Consider the following 14,635-nt stretch of genomic DNA (forward strand, 5'->3'; position numbering starts at 1 on the left):
GTGCCGTCAGGCCGCCGGCTCCGGGGCGGTCCAGTCGTCGACCGTCCGCGAGGGGTCCAGGGCCACCGGGAGCTTCTCCAGCCCGCGGAAGGCAGGGAACGGCCCCTTGAGCCAGTCCCCGTCGTGCGCGTCGGGCAGCGCCAGGACCATGTCGGGGAAGCGGTCGAGCAGGGCCGTCAGGCAGATCTCCAGCTCCAGCCGGGCCAGCGGGGCGCCCAGGCAGTAGTGCGCCCCGTAGCCGAAGCCGAGGTGGGTGCTCTGGAGGTGGTCGCGGGTGATGTCGAGGGTGTCGGGCGCGGGGAACTTGTCCGGGTCCCGGTTCGCGGAGGAGAGCGCGATCTGCACGATGGCGCCCTTCGGGATGGTGGTGCCGCCGATCTCCACGTCCTCCAGCGCGTAGCGGAACGTCGAGGTCTCCACGGAGCCCTCGTAGCGCTGGAGTTCCTCGATGGCCTGCGGCAGCAGCTCCCGGTTCTCCTGGAGGAGCTTCAGCTGCTCCGGGTGCGTCAGGAGGTTGTAGACGCAGTTGCCGATCTGGAGGGTGGTCGTCTTGTGTCCGGCGAAGAGCAGCACCCAGATCATGGAGACGAGTTCGTCGTCCTCCAGCGGACCGTCCTCGTGGTCCGTCTCCACGAGCAGGCTCAGGAAGTCGTCCGTGGGGTTCTCGCGGGTGCGGTGCACGAGGCCGTGGAAGTAGTCCCACAGCCAGTGCTCGGCCTCGGCCAGCTGGTCCTTCATGTCCCGGCTGAAGCGGGAGCGGGTCACCTGCCCGAACCACCGCAGGACCTCGACGCGCTCCTCCCCGACGATGCCGAGCAGCTCGCAGATGACCATGACGGGCAGCGGCAGCGCGAACGCGGTCATCAGGTCGACGGGCTCGTCCGTCGGGCAGCGGTCGAGCAGGTCGTCGGCCAGCTCCTGGATGTGCGGGCGCAGCACCTTGACGTGGCGGGGGGTGAAGGCGGCCTTGGCGATCTGCCGCAGCCGGGTGTGCCGGGGCGGGTCGGCGAAGAGCAGGTTGTCGTCGAGGCCCTCGCAGGCGTCGCCGAAGAGCGCGTGGTAGAGGTCGATGGCCTCGTGCATGTCCTTGCCGATGCGCGGGTCGGCGAGGGCCGCGTGGGCCTCCTCGTACCGGGTGATCAGGTACGTGGGCATGCCGTGCGCCGGGTCCAGCCGGGCGACGGGGGCCTGCTCGCGCAGCGACCGGTAGTAGGGGTAGGGGCAGGACCGGTACTCGGGGGCCCCCTTGGTCACCGCCGCCACCGCGACGTCCAGGGGGACGCCGTCGCTCACCGCCACTGTCGGTTCACTCGTCACGTGCCCAGACCTCTCCGCCGCCGTACCGGAATTCGACCGTCCGCTCCTTTCCCCGGGCGGGGAGACGGCAAAACGGCATTGGCCCGTTCGGAGGCGAAACCGCCTCCTCCGGCCCCCCGGTGGAATGTCCGCCCGGAAACGGAACCCGGCCGCTCCTAGGGTGAGTGACCGGCAGCCGCACCGGCATCGGACCGGCGGCCGCACGGGGATCGGGCCAGACGAGAGGGACGCGCGAATGCCGGAATACGGTGCGGGCGGAATCACCGCCGGCGGAACGGTACGGCCGCCGGCCACGGCGGGCGGGGCGGACGCGACGGGCGGGACCGACGTGGCGAGCGGGACCGACGCTGCGGGCGACGACGGCAGCCGCGAGGTCATCGACGTCCACCACCACTTCTGCGCCCCGGCCTGGCGCGACTGGGCCGAGGCCCAGGGCCTGGTGAACCCGAAGGCGCTGCCGCCGTGGGCGCGCTGGGACGCGCGGAGCGCGCTCGACCTCATGGACCGCACCGGGATCGCCACGGCCGTGCTCAAGCCGATGCTGCCGGCCCGCTACACGAGCTCCACGCAGTTGCGGGAGGCGATCGCCGTCACCCTGGAGGCCGCGGTGGAGGCCGTCGAGGCCCATCCGGGGCGGTTCTTCTTCCACGCCCCGCTGTTCCTGGACGACCTCGACGCCTCCTCCTGGGCGCTGCGCCGGGGTCTGGACGAGCTGGGCGCGGTCGGCGTGAACGTCACCGCCAACTACGGCGGCGTCTACCTCGGCGACCCGGTCTACGACGGGATCTTCGCCGAGCTGGACGAGCGCTCGGCGGTCGTGGACACCCACCCGCACAACCTCCCCGGCGGCGCGCCGGGCGCGGCCACCGTGCCGGGGCTGCCGAACTTCCTGTGCGACTTCCTCCTCGACACCACCCGGGCCGCGGCGAACATGATCCGCACCCGGACCCTGGACCGCTTCCCGAACCTGTCGGTGATCCTCCCGCACGGCGGCGGCTTCCTCCCGCACATCGCCACCCGGCTGGAGGCCTTCGCGCACGCCTTCGACCCGCCGGTGGAGCCCGCGGCCGTACGGGACCACCTGCACCGCTTCTTCTACGACACGGCCGGACCGATGTCCCCCGCCGGGACCCTCCTCGCCACCGTGTCCCCGGACCGGATCCTCTTCGGCAGCGACTGGCCCGCCTGCCCCTCCGCCATGGTCGCCGACATCGCCGTGCCCGCCCTGGCCGCCGATCCGGCGCTCGGCGTCGCCCAGCGCCGGGGCATCAACCGGGAGAACGCGCTGCGCCTGATGCCGCGCCTCGCGCGCGTGTGAGCGGCGGGGCCCGCCCCGCCCGGGGCGGGCCCCGCCGTCGTACGTCGCCGCTCGCTCCCGTACGCCGCCGCTCGCGCCCCGTACGGGGCTACTTGCGCAGCAGGGTCACCACCGCCGCGCCGCCCAGCCCGATGTTGTGGGCCAGGCCCACCCGGGCGCCGGCGACCTGTCGGGGTCCGGCCTCTCCGCGCAGTTGCCAGACCAGCTCGGCGGCCTGCGCCAGGCCGGTGGCGCCCAGCGGGTGGCCCTTGGAGATGAGCCCGCCCGAGGGGTTGACCACCCACCGGCCGCCGTAGGTGGTGGCCCCGCTCTCGACGAGCGCGCCGGAGGCCCCGTCGGCGCACAGGCCCAGGGCCTCGTAGGTGAGCAGTTCGTTGACGGAGAAGCAGTCGTGCAGCTCGATGACGTCCACGTCCTCGATGCCGAGCCCGGAGGCCTCGTAGACCTGTCGGCCGGCGGCGGCCGTCATGGGCTTGCCGACCACGTCGATGCAGGAGCCGCCGAAGCTGTCCCCGGTGTCGGTGGTCATCGACTGGGCGACGATCTCCACGGCCTTGTCGTGCAGCCCGTGCGCGACGACGAACCGCTCGGAGACGACGAGGGCCGCCGCGGCCCCGTCCGAGGTGGGCGAGCACTGGAGCTTGGTCAGTGGGTCGTGGATGGGCTTGGCGGCGAGGATCTCCTCGACCGTGTAGACGTCCTGGAACTGGGCGTTGGGGTTGTTCGCGGAGTGCCGGTGGTTCTTGGCGCCGACGGCCGCGAGCTGCGCGGCCGTGGTCCCGTAGCGCTCCATGTGCTCGCGCGCCGCGTTGCCGAAGATCTGCGCGGTGGGCGGGGACATCTCGAAGCCGTGCGCGGCGGCCATGATCCCGTAGTGGCGGGCGACGGGGGAGGTCTTGAAGTCCCCGCCGTCGGCGCCGCCGCCGAGCGCGCCCCGCTTCATCTTCTCGAAGCCGAGGGCCAGGACGCAGTCGTTGATGCCGCCCTCGACGAACTGCCGGGCCATCATCAGCGCGGTGGAGCCGGTGGCGCAGTTGTTGTTGACGTTGTAGACCGGGACCCCGGTGAGGCCCAGTTCGTACGCGGCGCGCTGGCCGGCGGTGGAGGCCTGGAAGCAGTAGCCCACCGGGACCTGCTCGACGAGGCCGTAGTCCACTCCCGCGTCGGCGAGGGCGGCCGTGCCGGCCTCCTTGACCATGTCCCAGTACTGCCAGTCCCGCGACTCCGGCTTCTCGAACTTCGTCATGCCGACGCCCACGATGTACGACTTCATGTCCCTGCTGTCCCTTCAGTCCCTGGGGAGGCCGAGGATCCGCTCGGCGACGACGTTGAGCTGGACCTGGGTGGTGCCCCCGGCGATGGTCAGGCAGCGGGACATGAGCATCCCGTGCACCGCCCGCTCCCCCGCCCCCTCCCGCACCGCGCCCGCCGGACCCAGCAGTTCGAGCGTGAGCTCGGCGGTCCGCTGCTGGTGGGGGGTCTGCACGAGCTTGCGTACGGACGCTCCCGCGCCCGGTTCCAGTCCCGACACCTGCTGGAGGGTGGTGCGCAGCCCGATGCAGGCCAGGGCGTGCGCCTCGGCGGCCAGGGCCCCGATCCGGGCCCGGTAGGAGCCGTCGAGATCGGCGGAGCGGGCCAGGAGGGCTTCCAGGCCGGTGTCGAAGGTCATCTGGTCGGCCATGTGGACGCGTTCGTTGCCGAGGGTGTTGCGGGCGACCTTCCAGCCGCCGTCGGCGGCGCCGACCAGGGCGTCCGCCGGGAGGAGCACGTCGTCGAAGAAGACCTCGTTGAAGAGGGCCTCGCCGGTGATCTCCTTGAGGGGGCGGACGTCGATGCCCGGGGTGTTCTTCATGTCGACGACGAAGTAGCCGAGGCCCTTGTGCTTGGGGGCGTCCGGGTCGGTGCGGGCGAGGAGGATCCCGAAGTCGGCGGTGTGCGCGGAACTCGTCCACACCTTCTGGCCGTTGATCCTCCAGCCGCCGTCCCCGGTCCGCTCGGCCCTCGTCCGCAGTGAGGCGAGGTCGGAGCCGGCCTCCGGCTCGGAGAAGAGCTGGCACCAGGTGGTGTCCCCGCGCAGGGTGGGGCGTACGTACGCCTCGCGCTGGACGTCGGTGCCGTAGGCCAGCAGCGAGGGCAGCACCCAGGTCGCGATGCCGAGGTCGGCGACCCGCACCCCGGCGCGCTTCAGCTCCTGCTGTACGACGAGCTGTTGGGCGGGCCCGGCGCCCAGCCCGTACGGCGGCGGGAGGTAGGGGGCGGCGTATCCGGTGGGGGCGAGGACCCGGCGGGCGGCGGCCGGGTCGAGGCCGCGGGCGTCCTCGATGGCGGCGCGGGCATCGGCCCGGTACTCCTCCGCCCGCGCGGGCAGCTCCAGGCGCAGTTCGCGGCGGGCCCCGCCGGAGGCGAGGCGGACGGCCCGGATGCGGTGCCCGTCGCCGGGGCCGAGGAGCTGGCGGGCGACGAGCGCGCGGCGCAGGTGGATGTGGGCGTCGTGCTCCCAGGTGAAGCCGATGCCGCCGAGGATCTGCACGCAGTCCTTGGCGCAGGAGTAGGAGGCGTCCAGGGCGGCGCCGGCCGCGAGGGCGGCGACGAGGGAGCGCACCTCGGCGGGCTCCCCGGCGCTGTTGGCCGCGTCCCAGGCCAGGGCGCGTGCCTGTTCCAGGCGGACCAGCATGTCGGCGCACAGGTGCTTGACCCCCTGGAACTGTCCGATGGGCCGGCCGAACTGCTCGCGGGTCTTGGCGTGGGCGGCGGCCGTCTCCACCGCCCAGGCGGCGGTGCCGCAGGCGTCGGCGGCGAAGAGCACGCAGGCCAGGTCCCGCACCAGGGCGGCGTCCAGCTCCAGCAGTCGGCCGGGCGGGACGGTGACCCCACGCGCCCGGACCTCGGCGGTGGGGCGGGTCGGGTCGGCGCCCTCGTGGGTGCGGACGTCCAGGGTGGCGGCGTCCACGGCGAACCACCGGGTGCCGTGTGCGGCCTCGGCGGCGAGGAGCACGAGGTCGGCCTCGCCGGCGCCGAGCACGGGGGGCGCCAGGCCGTCCAGGAGGTGCCCGCCGCCTTCGACGGCGACGGCGGTGAGGCTGCCGGGCCCCAGGGCCACCGCCCCGACCCTGCCGTCCAGCGGCTCGGCCCCGGCCCGCTCCAGGAGTACGGAGGCCAGCGCGCTCGGCAGGTACGGTCCGGGCAGCGCCCCCCGGGCGGCCTCCTCCACCACCACGGCCAGGTCCAGCAGGGAGCCCCCGTCCAGGTGGGGCGCGAGCAGTCCGGACGCCGCGAAGGCGTCCCAGTAGTCGGGCCGCGTCCCGCTCCGGGGCGGCGAGTCGAGCAGCTTGCGCACCTCCTCGGGCGGCACGACCCGCGCCACCCACCCGCGCACCGCCTCGGCCAACTCCCGCTGCTCTTGCGTGATTCCGATGCCCATGCGCGGCAGACTAGAACACGTTCCAATCTGACGGAAGGTCAGGTCCACGTGTTCTTCGGTACGGGTGCCGGGGCGGTCGCGCGGAGGGCGGCGGGGGTCAGTGGGGGACGGCGGTCAGGGCGGCGCGGGCGATGTCCGTGGCGGACGCCTCGCAGAAGACGGCCGGGAACTCCCCGCTGCCGAGGTCCACGCGGACGATCAGATTGCCGTCGCGCACGGAGAGGGAGCAGACCGTCGTGGTGTCCGCCGCGCCCCGGAAGGCCTCGTCGCCGAAGCCGAGCCGGCTCGCCCGCACGCCGTCCGCCGCCTGCGCGCGGAAGGACTCCCGCTGGACGGTGGTGGCGTTGCGGGATCCGGAGTAGTCGAGGAGGTCCCAGCGGACCCGGGCACTGCGCGCCCCGCCGTCGGCGGCGCCGAGCCAGGTGCAGGCGGTCCGCGCCTCGCCGGCCGCCACCGAGTGGCTGTCGCCGCCCTTGTCCCGGGGCTGGAGCGGCAGTTGCACCGCGAGGTCGTCACACGTGGGCAGCCTCAGGTACCTGTCCGATGGGCTGTCCTGTCCCCCGGTCGCGGAGGAGCCCCCGCCGGTGGTCCCGGCGGGCGAGAGGCCGTACGCCGTCCCGCCGAGCGCCGCCGCCGCCAGGACACAGGCGACCACGGCCCCCTTCCGACGCGGAATCCGGCGCGGCGGCGCGGGCTCCACCCGCGTGCGGGGCCCTTCGGCAGGGCCGGGCTCGTCCTCGGCGGCTTCGGCATCCTCGGCGTCCTCGGCGTCCTTGACGTCCGGGGGCGTGGGGGCGGCCTCCCCGGCCTTGTCCTCGGGGCCGTCGAGCAGCCGGTCGATGTCTGCCCGCTGCGCGGCGATCATCCGGTGGACCGCCGGCGGCCACTGCCGCCCCGTCGGCGCGACCGGCCCCAACAGCTCCAGCAGCTCCGCCGGGGAGGGTCGGGCGGCCGGGTCCTTGGCCAGGCACCGTTCCACGATCCCGCGCAGCCCCGCCGGGACACCGCTCAGGTCCGGCTCCGCGTGGACCACGTCGTACAGCGTCCGCAGGGTCGACGATCCGACGAACGGGCTCCGGCCCGTGGCCGCCAGGACCAGCACGGAGCCGAGCGAGAACACGTCCCCGGCCGCCGTGAGCCGCTCGCCCTCGGCCTGCTCCGGCGACATGAACGCGGGCGAGCCGATCACCAGGCCGGTCCGCGTCAGTCCCGGCTCGCCCTCGTCCTCCGCGCCCGTCCACGCCGCCCGCGCGATGCCGAAGTCGATGACCCGGACGCCGTCCTCGGCGAGGAGGACGTTGTCGGGCTTGAGGTCGCGGTGGACCAGCCCCACCCGATGGATCTCCGCCAGCGCCGACGCCAGCCCCGCCGCGAGCCGGCGCAGGAGCGGCTCGGGCAGCGGCCCGACGGCCGCCACCGCGGCGCCCAGGGAGGGCCCGGCCACGAACACCGAGGCCAGCCACGGGGTCGGCGCGTCCGCGTCGGAGTCCATCACGGCCGCCGTGTACGCCCCCGACACCTTCCGCGAGGCGGCCACCTCACGCCGGAAGCGGGCACGGAACCCCTCGTCGACGGCCAGGGCGGCGTGCACGTGCTTCACCGCGACGAGGCGCCCGTCCGGCGCGGCCCCCAGCAGCACCCGCCCCATGCCGCCGCTGCCCAGCTCGGCGAGCAGACGGTACGGGCCCGACGCGGCCGGATCAGAGGCCTTCATCGGTCTCATCTCGCGGCCACCAGGGGCAGGGCCGTACGGGCGGCGGCCTTGGCGACGCTCTCGCACTGCCCGGCGGGATAGCGCCCGCTCTCGACGGAGACCGACAGCGTCAGGTTCACGTCCCGCGCGTACAACAGACAGCCCTGCTGTGAGCGGCCGGGCCCCCGCCACATTCCCTCTTCCGCGAAGCCGAGCTTCGTGGCGCGCTTGGTGGTGCCCCGCACGTAGAACTCCTCGTAGTACCGCTTGGCCTGCTCGGCTCCCGACACACCGCCGGGCCGCGTGCCGAAGAGGTCCCAGTAGACCTGGATCCGGTCGCCGTCCGCACCGTTCCAGAAGCAGAAGATCTGCGGGTGCACGGTCCCGTCCGCCGCCGTCTTCTCGTAGCGACCGCTCTTGCCGAACAGCTCGTAGCCGGCCGGCACCGCGACCTTCCCGGCAAAGTCCGCGCAGAGGGCCGGCAGGGGCCCCGCGTACGCGTCGCCCACCAGGGACAAGGGCGTCTTCCCGGGCGTGGGGACGGTGTCGGGCACGACCGCGGTGTACGCCGACCAGACGAGGTGGCGCCCGGCGGCCGTCAGCCCGGTGGTGGCGACGAGCACGGCCGCGACGACCGCCGCGACCAGCAGCGTCCTGCGTCCGCGGGGCGGCGCGGGAGGGGCGGTGGGGACGGGAGGGACGGGCACCACGGAAGCCGCCGCCCCGGCCAGGAGGGCGAGCAGGTCCCGCGGGGTCGGCCGGTCGGCCGGCTCCTTGGCCAGGCAGGAGGCGATCGGCCCGCGCAGCCCGGACGGTACGCCGTCCAGGTCGGGTTCCTCGTAGACCACGTCGTGGAGCACCTTGGGGACGGAGTCGCCGCCGAACGGCGGCTTCCCCGTGGCGGCGGTGACGAGGGTGGCGCCGAGGGAGAACACGTCGCTCGCCGGGGTGAGTTCGCGGCCCAGGATCTGCTCCGGGGACATGTAGGCGGGCGATCCGACGAGCACGCCGGTGTGGGTGATCCGGGTCTGGTCCCCGACGGCCCGCACGATGCCGAAGTCGATGACCCGGACCCCGTCCTCGGCCAGCAGCACGTTGGACGGCTTCAGGTCCCGGTGGATCAGCCCGGCGCCGTGGATCTCGGCGAGGGCGTGGGCCAGCCCGACCGCGAGCCGCCGTACGGCCTCCTCGTCCATCGGCCCGGCGGCGGACAGGGCCTCACCGAGCGCGGGCCCCGGCACGTACTCCGAGGCCAGCCAGGGCGTCGCGGCCTCCGGGTCGGCGTCGACCACGGCGGCCGTGTGCGCTCCGGACACCTTCCGGGAGGCCTCCACCTCACGCCGGAACCGCGCCCGGAACCCCTCGTCGGCGGCCAGGGCGGCGTGCACCTGCTTGACGGCGACCAGTCGCCCGTCCGGCGCCTCGGCCAGGACCACCCGGCCCATCCCGCCCTGCCCGAGCACCCGCAGGACGCGGAACGGCCCGATGTCCTCCACGGCCTTCTCCGACCGGTCTCAGAGCCCGCGCACGAACTCCGCGAAGGCAAGGGGGCCGACGGTGAAGGCGGGCCCCTGGGGGTCCTTGGAGTCCCGGACGGCGACGAGATGGGGCCGGGCGGCGACCTCCACGCAGTCGCCGCCGGTGTCGCCGCTGTAGGAGGACTTACGCCAGGCGGCCCCGCCGAGCGGAGCGCACTCGACGCACTGACCGCCGGTGTCGCTGCTGTACGAGGACTTACGCCACGGCGCGCCCGTCAGGTCCTGGTTGGTGTCCATAGCGTTCCTCCATTACACGGGCGATCCGCGCCGCCGACTCCTCCACCGAGAGGGCGGCGGCCTGCAAATGATCGTATCGGAGCGAACCTTCCCTGAGGGCCTGCGGATTGGCCGTCATGTGTCCCTGGACGAAGTCCTCGGTGTAGACGAGATCCGGGTCGTCGTCGAACCGCAGAAGATTGAACGAGCCGGGCAGCCCCGCATGGGCACCGGCCTCGAAGGGCAGGATCTGCACCTTCGCCCACTCGCGTCTGCGCAGGTCCAACAGGTGGGCGAGTTGCTCGCGCATGACCTCCCCGCCGCCGATCTCCTGGTGCAGGACGGCCTCGCTCATCACCACCCATGTCAGCGGCGGGTGCTCCCGGTCCAGGATCCGCTGTCGCTCGATGCGGGCGGCCACCTTGCCGTCGAGGCCCTCGTCACCCCGCACCCCGAGCACGGCCCGCGCGTAGGCCGGCGTCTGCAACAGCCCATCCACCAGTTGCGCCTGGAACGAGGAGATGTACGCCGCCTTGGCCTCCATCTCCGCGTACGGCTGGAACCACGTCGGCAGTTGACTTCGCAGGACCAGCCCCACCAGCCGGGTGAACACCCCGCCGGTGCCGAGGGCCGCGTCGATGCGTTCGGAGAAGTCCCTGGTCGGGACCTTCCTGGCCGTCTCTATCTGGCCGATCAGGGACCCCGTGCAGAAGACGATGCTCCCGAGCTGTCCCTGTTTCAGCCCCGCCGCCTCCCGCAGGCGGCGCAGTTCGGAGCCGTAGTAGTCCAGCGGAGAGGCGCTGGGATCGAGATCGCGGATGTTGACCACGAGGCGGTCACCCCCAAGTTCACGCCGATGGGCGTTCGTTTCGGTCTGTAGCCGAGCGTAACCACGCGACTCCACGCTGGTGACATGAATCACGCAACTGACCTCTCCGGGGCGGAGAACGTCACCAGCTACCGCATGGGCTTCACCGTCGGCGAGCACTCGGCCCGGCACATGCGGCGGATCCTGGGGATGTTCCTGGACCGCTGGGGCCTCTCCGCGTCGGCCGGGGACGCCGGGCTGGCGTTGACCGAGCTGGTCGCCAACGTGGTCCGGCACGTCCCGGGGCGGCGCTGCGCGGTGCTGATCCTGCGGCGTCCGGGCGGGCTGCGGGTGGAGGTCGCCGACGGCTGCCCCGCGCTCCCCGGGATCCCGGCTGCGGACGGGGATCCGTACGCCGAGGGCGGTCGCGGGCTGCTGCTGGTGGAGGCGGTCACGGACCGTTGGGGCGCCGACCCGGGCCCCGAGGGCAAGACGGTGTGGTTCGAGTGCGACGCCTAGGCCGTCTCTTCCCGCTCGGAGATAATGCCGGTGCGGGTGGGCGATCAAGGGGCGACGGGGGCCGAGGGGCGTGCGGGAACAGATCGAAGGCCGTTACGAGCTGGACGAGTTGCTCGGCCGGGGCGGGTTCGGCGAGGTCTGGCGGGCCAAGGACCCCCGGGTGGGCCGCTGGGTCGCGGTGAAGATCGGCTATCCGCGTACGCCGGAGGACACCCGCCGCTTCGAGCGGGAGGCCGGCCTCGCCGGGAACCTCTCGCATCCGAGCATCGCCACCGTCCACGACTTCGGCCGCACCGAACACGCCGGGCGCGACGCGGTCTTCCTCGTGATGGAGCTGCTCCAGGGCCGGACCCTCGCCGAGGTGGTGGAGGCCGGCGTGCCGCCGCTGGCCGACGCGCTGGAATGGACGGCGCGCGTCGCGGACGCGCTCGGCGCCGCCCACGACGCCGGGATCGTGCACCGGGACGTCAAACCCGCCAACGTGATGGTCACCGACAGCGGGCTGGTCAAGGTCCTGGACTTCGGGATCGCCAAGTCCCGCGACTCGCCCGGTACCGACCTGACGAGCACCGGCATGATCGTCGGCTCCTTCCCCTACATGGCACCGGAGCGCTGGACCGGCGGCGCGAACGGGGCCCCCGTCGACGGGCGGGCCGATCTGTACGCCCTCGGCTGCGTGCTGATGGAACTGCTCACCGGCCGGGTCCCCTTCACCGCGCACGAGATGCACGAGCTGCTGGCCCAGCACCTGACGGTCACGCCCCCGGCGCCCGGTTCGCTGCGCGGGGGGCTGCCGGACGCGCTCGACGCCCTGGTGCTCGACCTACTGGCGAAGGACCCCCGCGCGCGCCCCGCGAGCGCGCGGGAGGTCGTCCGAAGGTTGTCGGAGATCGCCGGCGGCCCGTTCGGCGCACCCGCGCCCGCACCCGTCCCCCTTCCCGTCCCCCCTCCCTCACCGGCTCCGGCTTCGGCTCCGGCTCCCGGCGCTTGGCCACCCCCTCCCGACTTCGCCCCGATCGTGCACACGACGGTCGGGGACCCGGTCCGGACGATGTTGGAACGGCGGCTGAACCAACTGTCGGCGCAGGCCCCGGCCGACCGCGTCGGACAACTGGACGCACTGGTCGCGGACCTGACGGAAAGGCTCGGCGCCGAGGACGCGCTGACGGTGCGGGCCTCGTACCACCGGGCGATGGCCGTACGCGGACACACCCCCACCGACCTGGAGCGCGTCCTGCCCCGGATGATGCGGGTGCTCGGGTCGGAGCACCCCGACACGATCACCGCCAGGGCCGTGCACTTGGGCGAGGCGGCGGCGCGCGGGCCCGGTGACGGCCACGCCCAGGTGGTCGAGCTGCGCGAGGTGGTGGTGCAGGCGGCCCGGGTCTTCGGCGTCCTCGACCCGATCCCCCTGACCGCCAGGTACCACCTGGCCACGGCCATGCACCGCGGCTCCGCCGACCTCGACGGCCCGTGGGACCCCCGGACTCCCGCCCGCGCGCGCAGCGAACGCGCCTGGCTCGGGCCCCTGCTGCCCGACCTGGAGCAGGTCCTGCCCGCCGACGACCCGTTGTTGCTGGACGTACGCCGTCGACTCGCCCACGACGCCTGGCTGCTCGGCGACTTCCCCGTCGCCGCGTTCCTGTACGGGCGCCTGTTCCCCGACCTGGCCGAGCTCGCGGAGTACGGGGACCCCGAGGTGGCCTACCGGGTGCTGCGCAGCATCGGGGAGGCCGGGGACCCCGAGAGCGCGCTCGCGCACATGGACGAGCTGCTGCATCGGCTCCCTCTCCTCTTCGGCAGCACCCACTGGCTGGCGCCGGCGGTCTCGGAGTCCCGGGCGGACTTCCGGCGGGCACTGCGGGAGCAGCGTCGGTCGAGCGGCGGCGCGGGCCTGTCGTGGTTGTTGTTCCGGCGCTGACGGCACCCGGCCGTAGCGTCCTACCGGCGGGTAGGGCAGCATGGGCCGCCACTCACCCGCATCACCCGCACTTCAGCAGGAGGAACGACATGGCCAGCCCCAAGCCGGAGACCCTCGCCGCCTTCGAGGCCGCCAAGGGGTTCATGCCCGTCGGCGAGGGCCTCGCCCTGTACACGGCCGCCGTCGAGGCCGCCGCCCTCGGGCTGCCGCTGCTGGAGGTCGGCACGTACTGCGGGCGCTCCACGATCCTGCTGGCCGACGCGGCCCGCGAGGCCGGCGTGCCCGCGCTCACCGTCGACCACCACCGGGGCAGCGAGGAGCAGCAGCCGGGCTGGGAGTACCACGACCCGACGGTCGTGGACCCGCAGGTCGGGCTGATGGACACCCTCCCCACCTTCCGCCGGACCCTGCACGCGGCCGGTCTGGAGGAGCACGTCATCGCGCTGGTCGGGCGTTCGCCGCAGGTGGCGGCGGCCTGGGGCGGCCCGCTGGGCCTGGTGTTCATCGACGGCGGCCACACCGACGAGCACGCCGCCGGCGACTACGAGGGGTGGGCCCCGCACCTGGCGGTGGGCGGGACTCTGGTGATCCACGACGTCTTCCCGGACCCGGCCGACGGCGGCCAGGCCCCGTACCGGATCTACCTGCGCGCCCTGGCGTCGGGCGCTTTCGAGGAGACCTCCGTCACGGACTCCCTCCGCGTCCTGCGCCGTACGGCCGAGGGCGTCTGAGCGACGAACGGCCTGGTGGGCGCACCGGACGCGGCCGGGCGGGGGCCGGTCACGGTCCCGACGAGCGACGGACCGTGTCCGGACATATAAGCGCACCGCGCCCTCATTCGGCCCAGGGTCCCTCGGGCCGTCGGAGGGCCGGTCTAGCATCGCGGCGTGCGCTACGACGACAGCTCCCCGCTCCCCGAGTCCCGTGAGGCGATCAGCCCGGACCGGCCCTGGTACGCCCGTCGCTCCACCCTCGCGGTGACGGCCGCGGTGCTCGCCCCGACCCTGATCGCCGGCTGGGTCCTGACCCAGGCCCTGACCGGGCCGGACGGCGACGGGCACCGGCCCTCGACAGCCCCGGCGGGGGACGCGAAGCCCGTCGCGTCGGCCTCCCCGTCGAACTCCGCCTCCCCCTCGGCCTCCGCGTCCGCCTCCCCGGCGGCTCCGGCGGTTCCCGCCAAGGGCCCCCTGGCCGGGCGGACGGTGGTGATCGACCCGGGGCACAACACCGGGAACTTCGGGCACACCGCCGAGATCGACAAGCAGGTGGACATCGGCACCACCCGCAAGGAGTGCGACACCACCGGCACCGCCACCAACGCCGGCTACCGGGAGGCGGACTTCACCCTCGACGTCTCGCGCCGCGTCCGGGCCCTGCTGGAGGCCAAGGGCACGACCGTCCGCCTCACCCACCAGGCCGACCGCCCCTTCGGCCCCTGCATCGACGAGCGGGCCCGCATCGGCAACGAGGCCAAGGCCGACGCGGTGGTCTCCGTACACGCCGACGGCGTCTCCTCCGGCAGCCGGGGCTTCCACGTGATCCTCCCGGCCAAGGTCAAGGGCGGCGCGGCGGACACCTCGAAGATCGTCGGCCCCTCGCGGGACCTGGGCGAACGCATCGTGGGGAACTTCGCCCGCGCCACCGGCTCGTCCCCGGCCAACTACCTCGGTTCCGGTACCGGATTGGTGGTCCGCGACGATCTGGGCGGACTGAACCTGTCAACCCGGCCCAAGGTGTTCATCGAATGCGGCAACATGCGTGATGCCAAGGACGCGGCGCAGCTGACGAGTCCGGAGTGGCGGCAGAAGGCGGCCCAGGGCATCGCGGACGGCATCGTCGGGTTCCTGGGCGGGTAGTCCTTCCGGGGCGCTCCGCCCCGACCCC

At 73.8% G+C, this 14,635-nt stretch carries 12 protein-coding genes; 5 read left to right on the forward strand and 7 right to left on the reverse strand.

From position 1 onward, the window contains the following. Window positions 1–6: 6 nt before the first annotated feature. The gene (locus ACIOD1_RS20775; protein WP_365614099.1) at window positions 7–1,317 is read right to left on the reverse strand and encodes a cytochrome P450; all 1,311 of its coding nucleotides are present in this window, start codon (window positions 1,315–1,317) and stop codon (window positions 7–9) included. Between the two features lie 235 nt (window positions 1,318–1,552). Here ACIOD1_RS20775 and ACIOD1_RS20780 point away from each other — a divergent pair, with 235 nt between their 5' ends. After that, the gene (locus ACIOD1_RS20780; RefSeq protein WP_401903808.1) at window positions 1,553–2,635 is read left to right on the forward strand and encodes an amidohydrolase family protein; all 1,083 of its coding nucleotides are present in this window, start codon (window positions 1,553–1,555) and stop codon (window positions 2,633–2,635) included. Window positions 2,636–2,723: 88 nt separating this feature from the next. Here the strand turns inward: ACIOD1_RS20780 and ACIOD1_RS20785 are convergent, their stop codons facing one another. The 6 genes from ACIOD1_RS20785 to ACIOD1_RS20810 all read right to left on the reverse strand — a co-directional run bounded on the left by ACIOD1_RS20785 (window position 2,724) and on the right by ACIOD1_RS20810 (window position 10,332). Next, window positions 2,724–3,908 carry a lipid-transfer protein gene (locus ACIOD1_RS20785; RefSeq protein ID WP_365614105.1) on the reverse strand — a complete coding sequence of 395 codons (1,185 nt, stop codon included), beginning with the start codon at window positions 3,906–3,908 and terminating at the stop codon, window positions 2,724–2,726. A gap of 15 nt (window positions 3,909–3,923) precedes the next feature. Continuing rightward, on the reverse strand, window positions 3,924–6,056 hold the full coding sequence (locus tag ACIOD1_RS20790; protein ID WP_365614108.1) for an acyl-CoA dehydrogenase family protein: 2,133 nt from the start codon (window positions 6,054–6,056) through the stop codon (window positions 3,924–3,926). A 97-nt stretch (window positions 6,057–6,153) separates the two neighbouring features. Further along, window positions 6,154–7,770 (reverse strand): serine/threonine-protein kinase, encoded by a 1,617-nt coding sequence (locus ACIOD1_RS20795; protein ID WP_401903810.1) that lies wholly within the window; start codon window positions 7,768–7,770, stop codon window positions 6,154–6,156. A 5-nt stretch (window positions 7,771–7,775) separates the two neighbouring features. Continuing rightward, complete coding sequence (locus ACIOD1_RS20800) at window positions 7,776–9,245, reverse strand: serine/threonine-protein kinase (RefSeq protein ID WP_401903813.1); 1,470 nt, start codon at window positions 9,243–9,245, stop codon at window positions 7,776–7,778. An 18-nt stretch (window positions 9,246–9,263) separates the two neighbouring features. Then, window positions 9,264–9,524 (reverse strand): DUF397 domain-containing protein, encoded by a 261-nt coding sequence (locus ACIOD1_RS20805; RefSeq protein ID WP_401903816.1) that lies wholly within the window; start codon window positions 9,522–9,524, stop codon window positions 9,264–9,266. Then, on the reverse strand, window positions 9,484–10,332 hold the full coding sequence (locus ACIOD1_RS20810; RefSeq protein ID WP_401903817.1) for a helix-turn-helix domain-containing protein: 849 nt from the start codon (window positions 10,330–10,332) through the stop codon (window positions 9,484–9,486). The genes ACIOD1_RS20805 and ACIOD1_RS20810 overlap by 41 nt, the downstream gene beginning before the upstream one ends. An 84-nt stretch (window positions 10,333–10,416) precedes the next feature. On the opposite strand from ACIOD1_RS20810, the gene ACIOD1_RS20815 reads away from it, so the two are divergent. The 4 genes from ACIOD1_RS20815 to ACIOD1_RS20830 all read left to right on the forward strand — a co-directional run bounded on the left by ACIOD1_RS20815 (window position 10,417) and on the right by ACIOD1_RS20830 (window position 14,607). Further along, window positions 10,417–10,830, forward strand: a complete 414-nt coding sequence (locus tag ACIOD1_RS20815) for an ATP-binding protein (protein WP_365614122.1) — start codon at window positions 10,417–10,419, stop codon at window positions 10,828–10,830. A gap of 70 nt (window positions 10,831–10,900) precedes the next feature. Further along, entirely contained in the window at window positions 10,901–12,751 is a 1,851-nt protein-coding gene (locus ACIOD1_RS20820; protein ID WP_401903819.1) for a protein kinase, read from the forward strand. Window positions 12,752–12,840: 89 nt separating this feature from the next. After that, the gene (locus tag ACIOD1_RS20825) at window positions 12,841–13,482 is read left to right on the forward strand and encodes a class I SAM-dependent methyltransferase (protein ID WP_401903822.1); all 642 of its coding nucleotides are present in this window, start codon (window positions 12,841–12,843) and stop codon (window positions 13,480–13,482) included. A gap of 156 nt (window positions 13,483–13,638) precedes the next feature. Next, window positions 13,639–14,607 carry an N-acetylmuramoyl-L-alanine amidase gene (locus ACIOD1_RS20830; RefSeq protein WP_365614131.1) on the forward strand — a complete coding sequence of 323 codons (969 nt, stop codon included), beginning with the start codon at window positions 13,639–13,641 and terminating at the stop codon, window positions 14,605–14,607. The last annotated feature ends 28 nt before the right edge of the window (window positions 14,608–14,635 follow it).

Source organism: Streptomyces sp. NPDC088097, assembly GCF_044741845.1.
In the GTDB taxonomy this organism is placed as follows: domain Bacteria; phylum Actinomycetota; class Actinomycetes; order Streptomycetales; family Streptomycetaceae; genus Streptomyces.

What these genes read in the sequence shown, in the direction of transcription:
- ACIOD1_RS20780 (WP_401903808.1), top strand. Translation starts at nt 1,553, where the DNA reads ATGCCGGAATACGGTGCGGGCGGAATCACCGCCGGCGGAACGGTACGG.
- ACIOD1_RS20785 (WP_365614105.1), bottom strand. Translation starts at nt 3,908, where the DNA reads ATGAAGTCGTACATCGTGGGCGTCGGCATGACGAAGTTCGAGAAGCCG.
- ACIOD1_RS20790 (WP_365614108.1), bottom strand. Translation starts at nt 6,056, where the DNA reads ATGGGCATCGGAATCACGCAAGAGCAGCGGGAGTTGGCCGAGGCGGTG.
- ACIOD1_RS20795 (WP_401903810.1), bottom strand. Translation starts at nt 7,770, where the DNA reads ATGAAGGCCTCTGATCCGGCCGCGTCGGGCCCGTACCGTCTGCTCGCC.
- ACIOD1_RS20805 (WP_401903816.1), bottom strand. Translation starts at nt 9,524, where the DNA reads ATGGACACCAACCAGGACCTGACGGGCGCGCCGTGGCGTAAGTCCTCG.
- ACIOD1_RS20815 (WP_365614122.1), top strand. Translation starts at nt 10,417, where the DNA reads ATGAATCACGCAACTGACCTCTCCGGGGCGGAGAACGTCACCAGCTAC.
- ACIOD1_RS20825 (WP_401903822.1), top strand. Translation starts at nt 12,841, where the DNA reads ATGGCCAGCCCCAAGCCGGAGACCCTCGCCGCCTTCGAGGCCGCCAAG.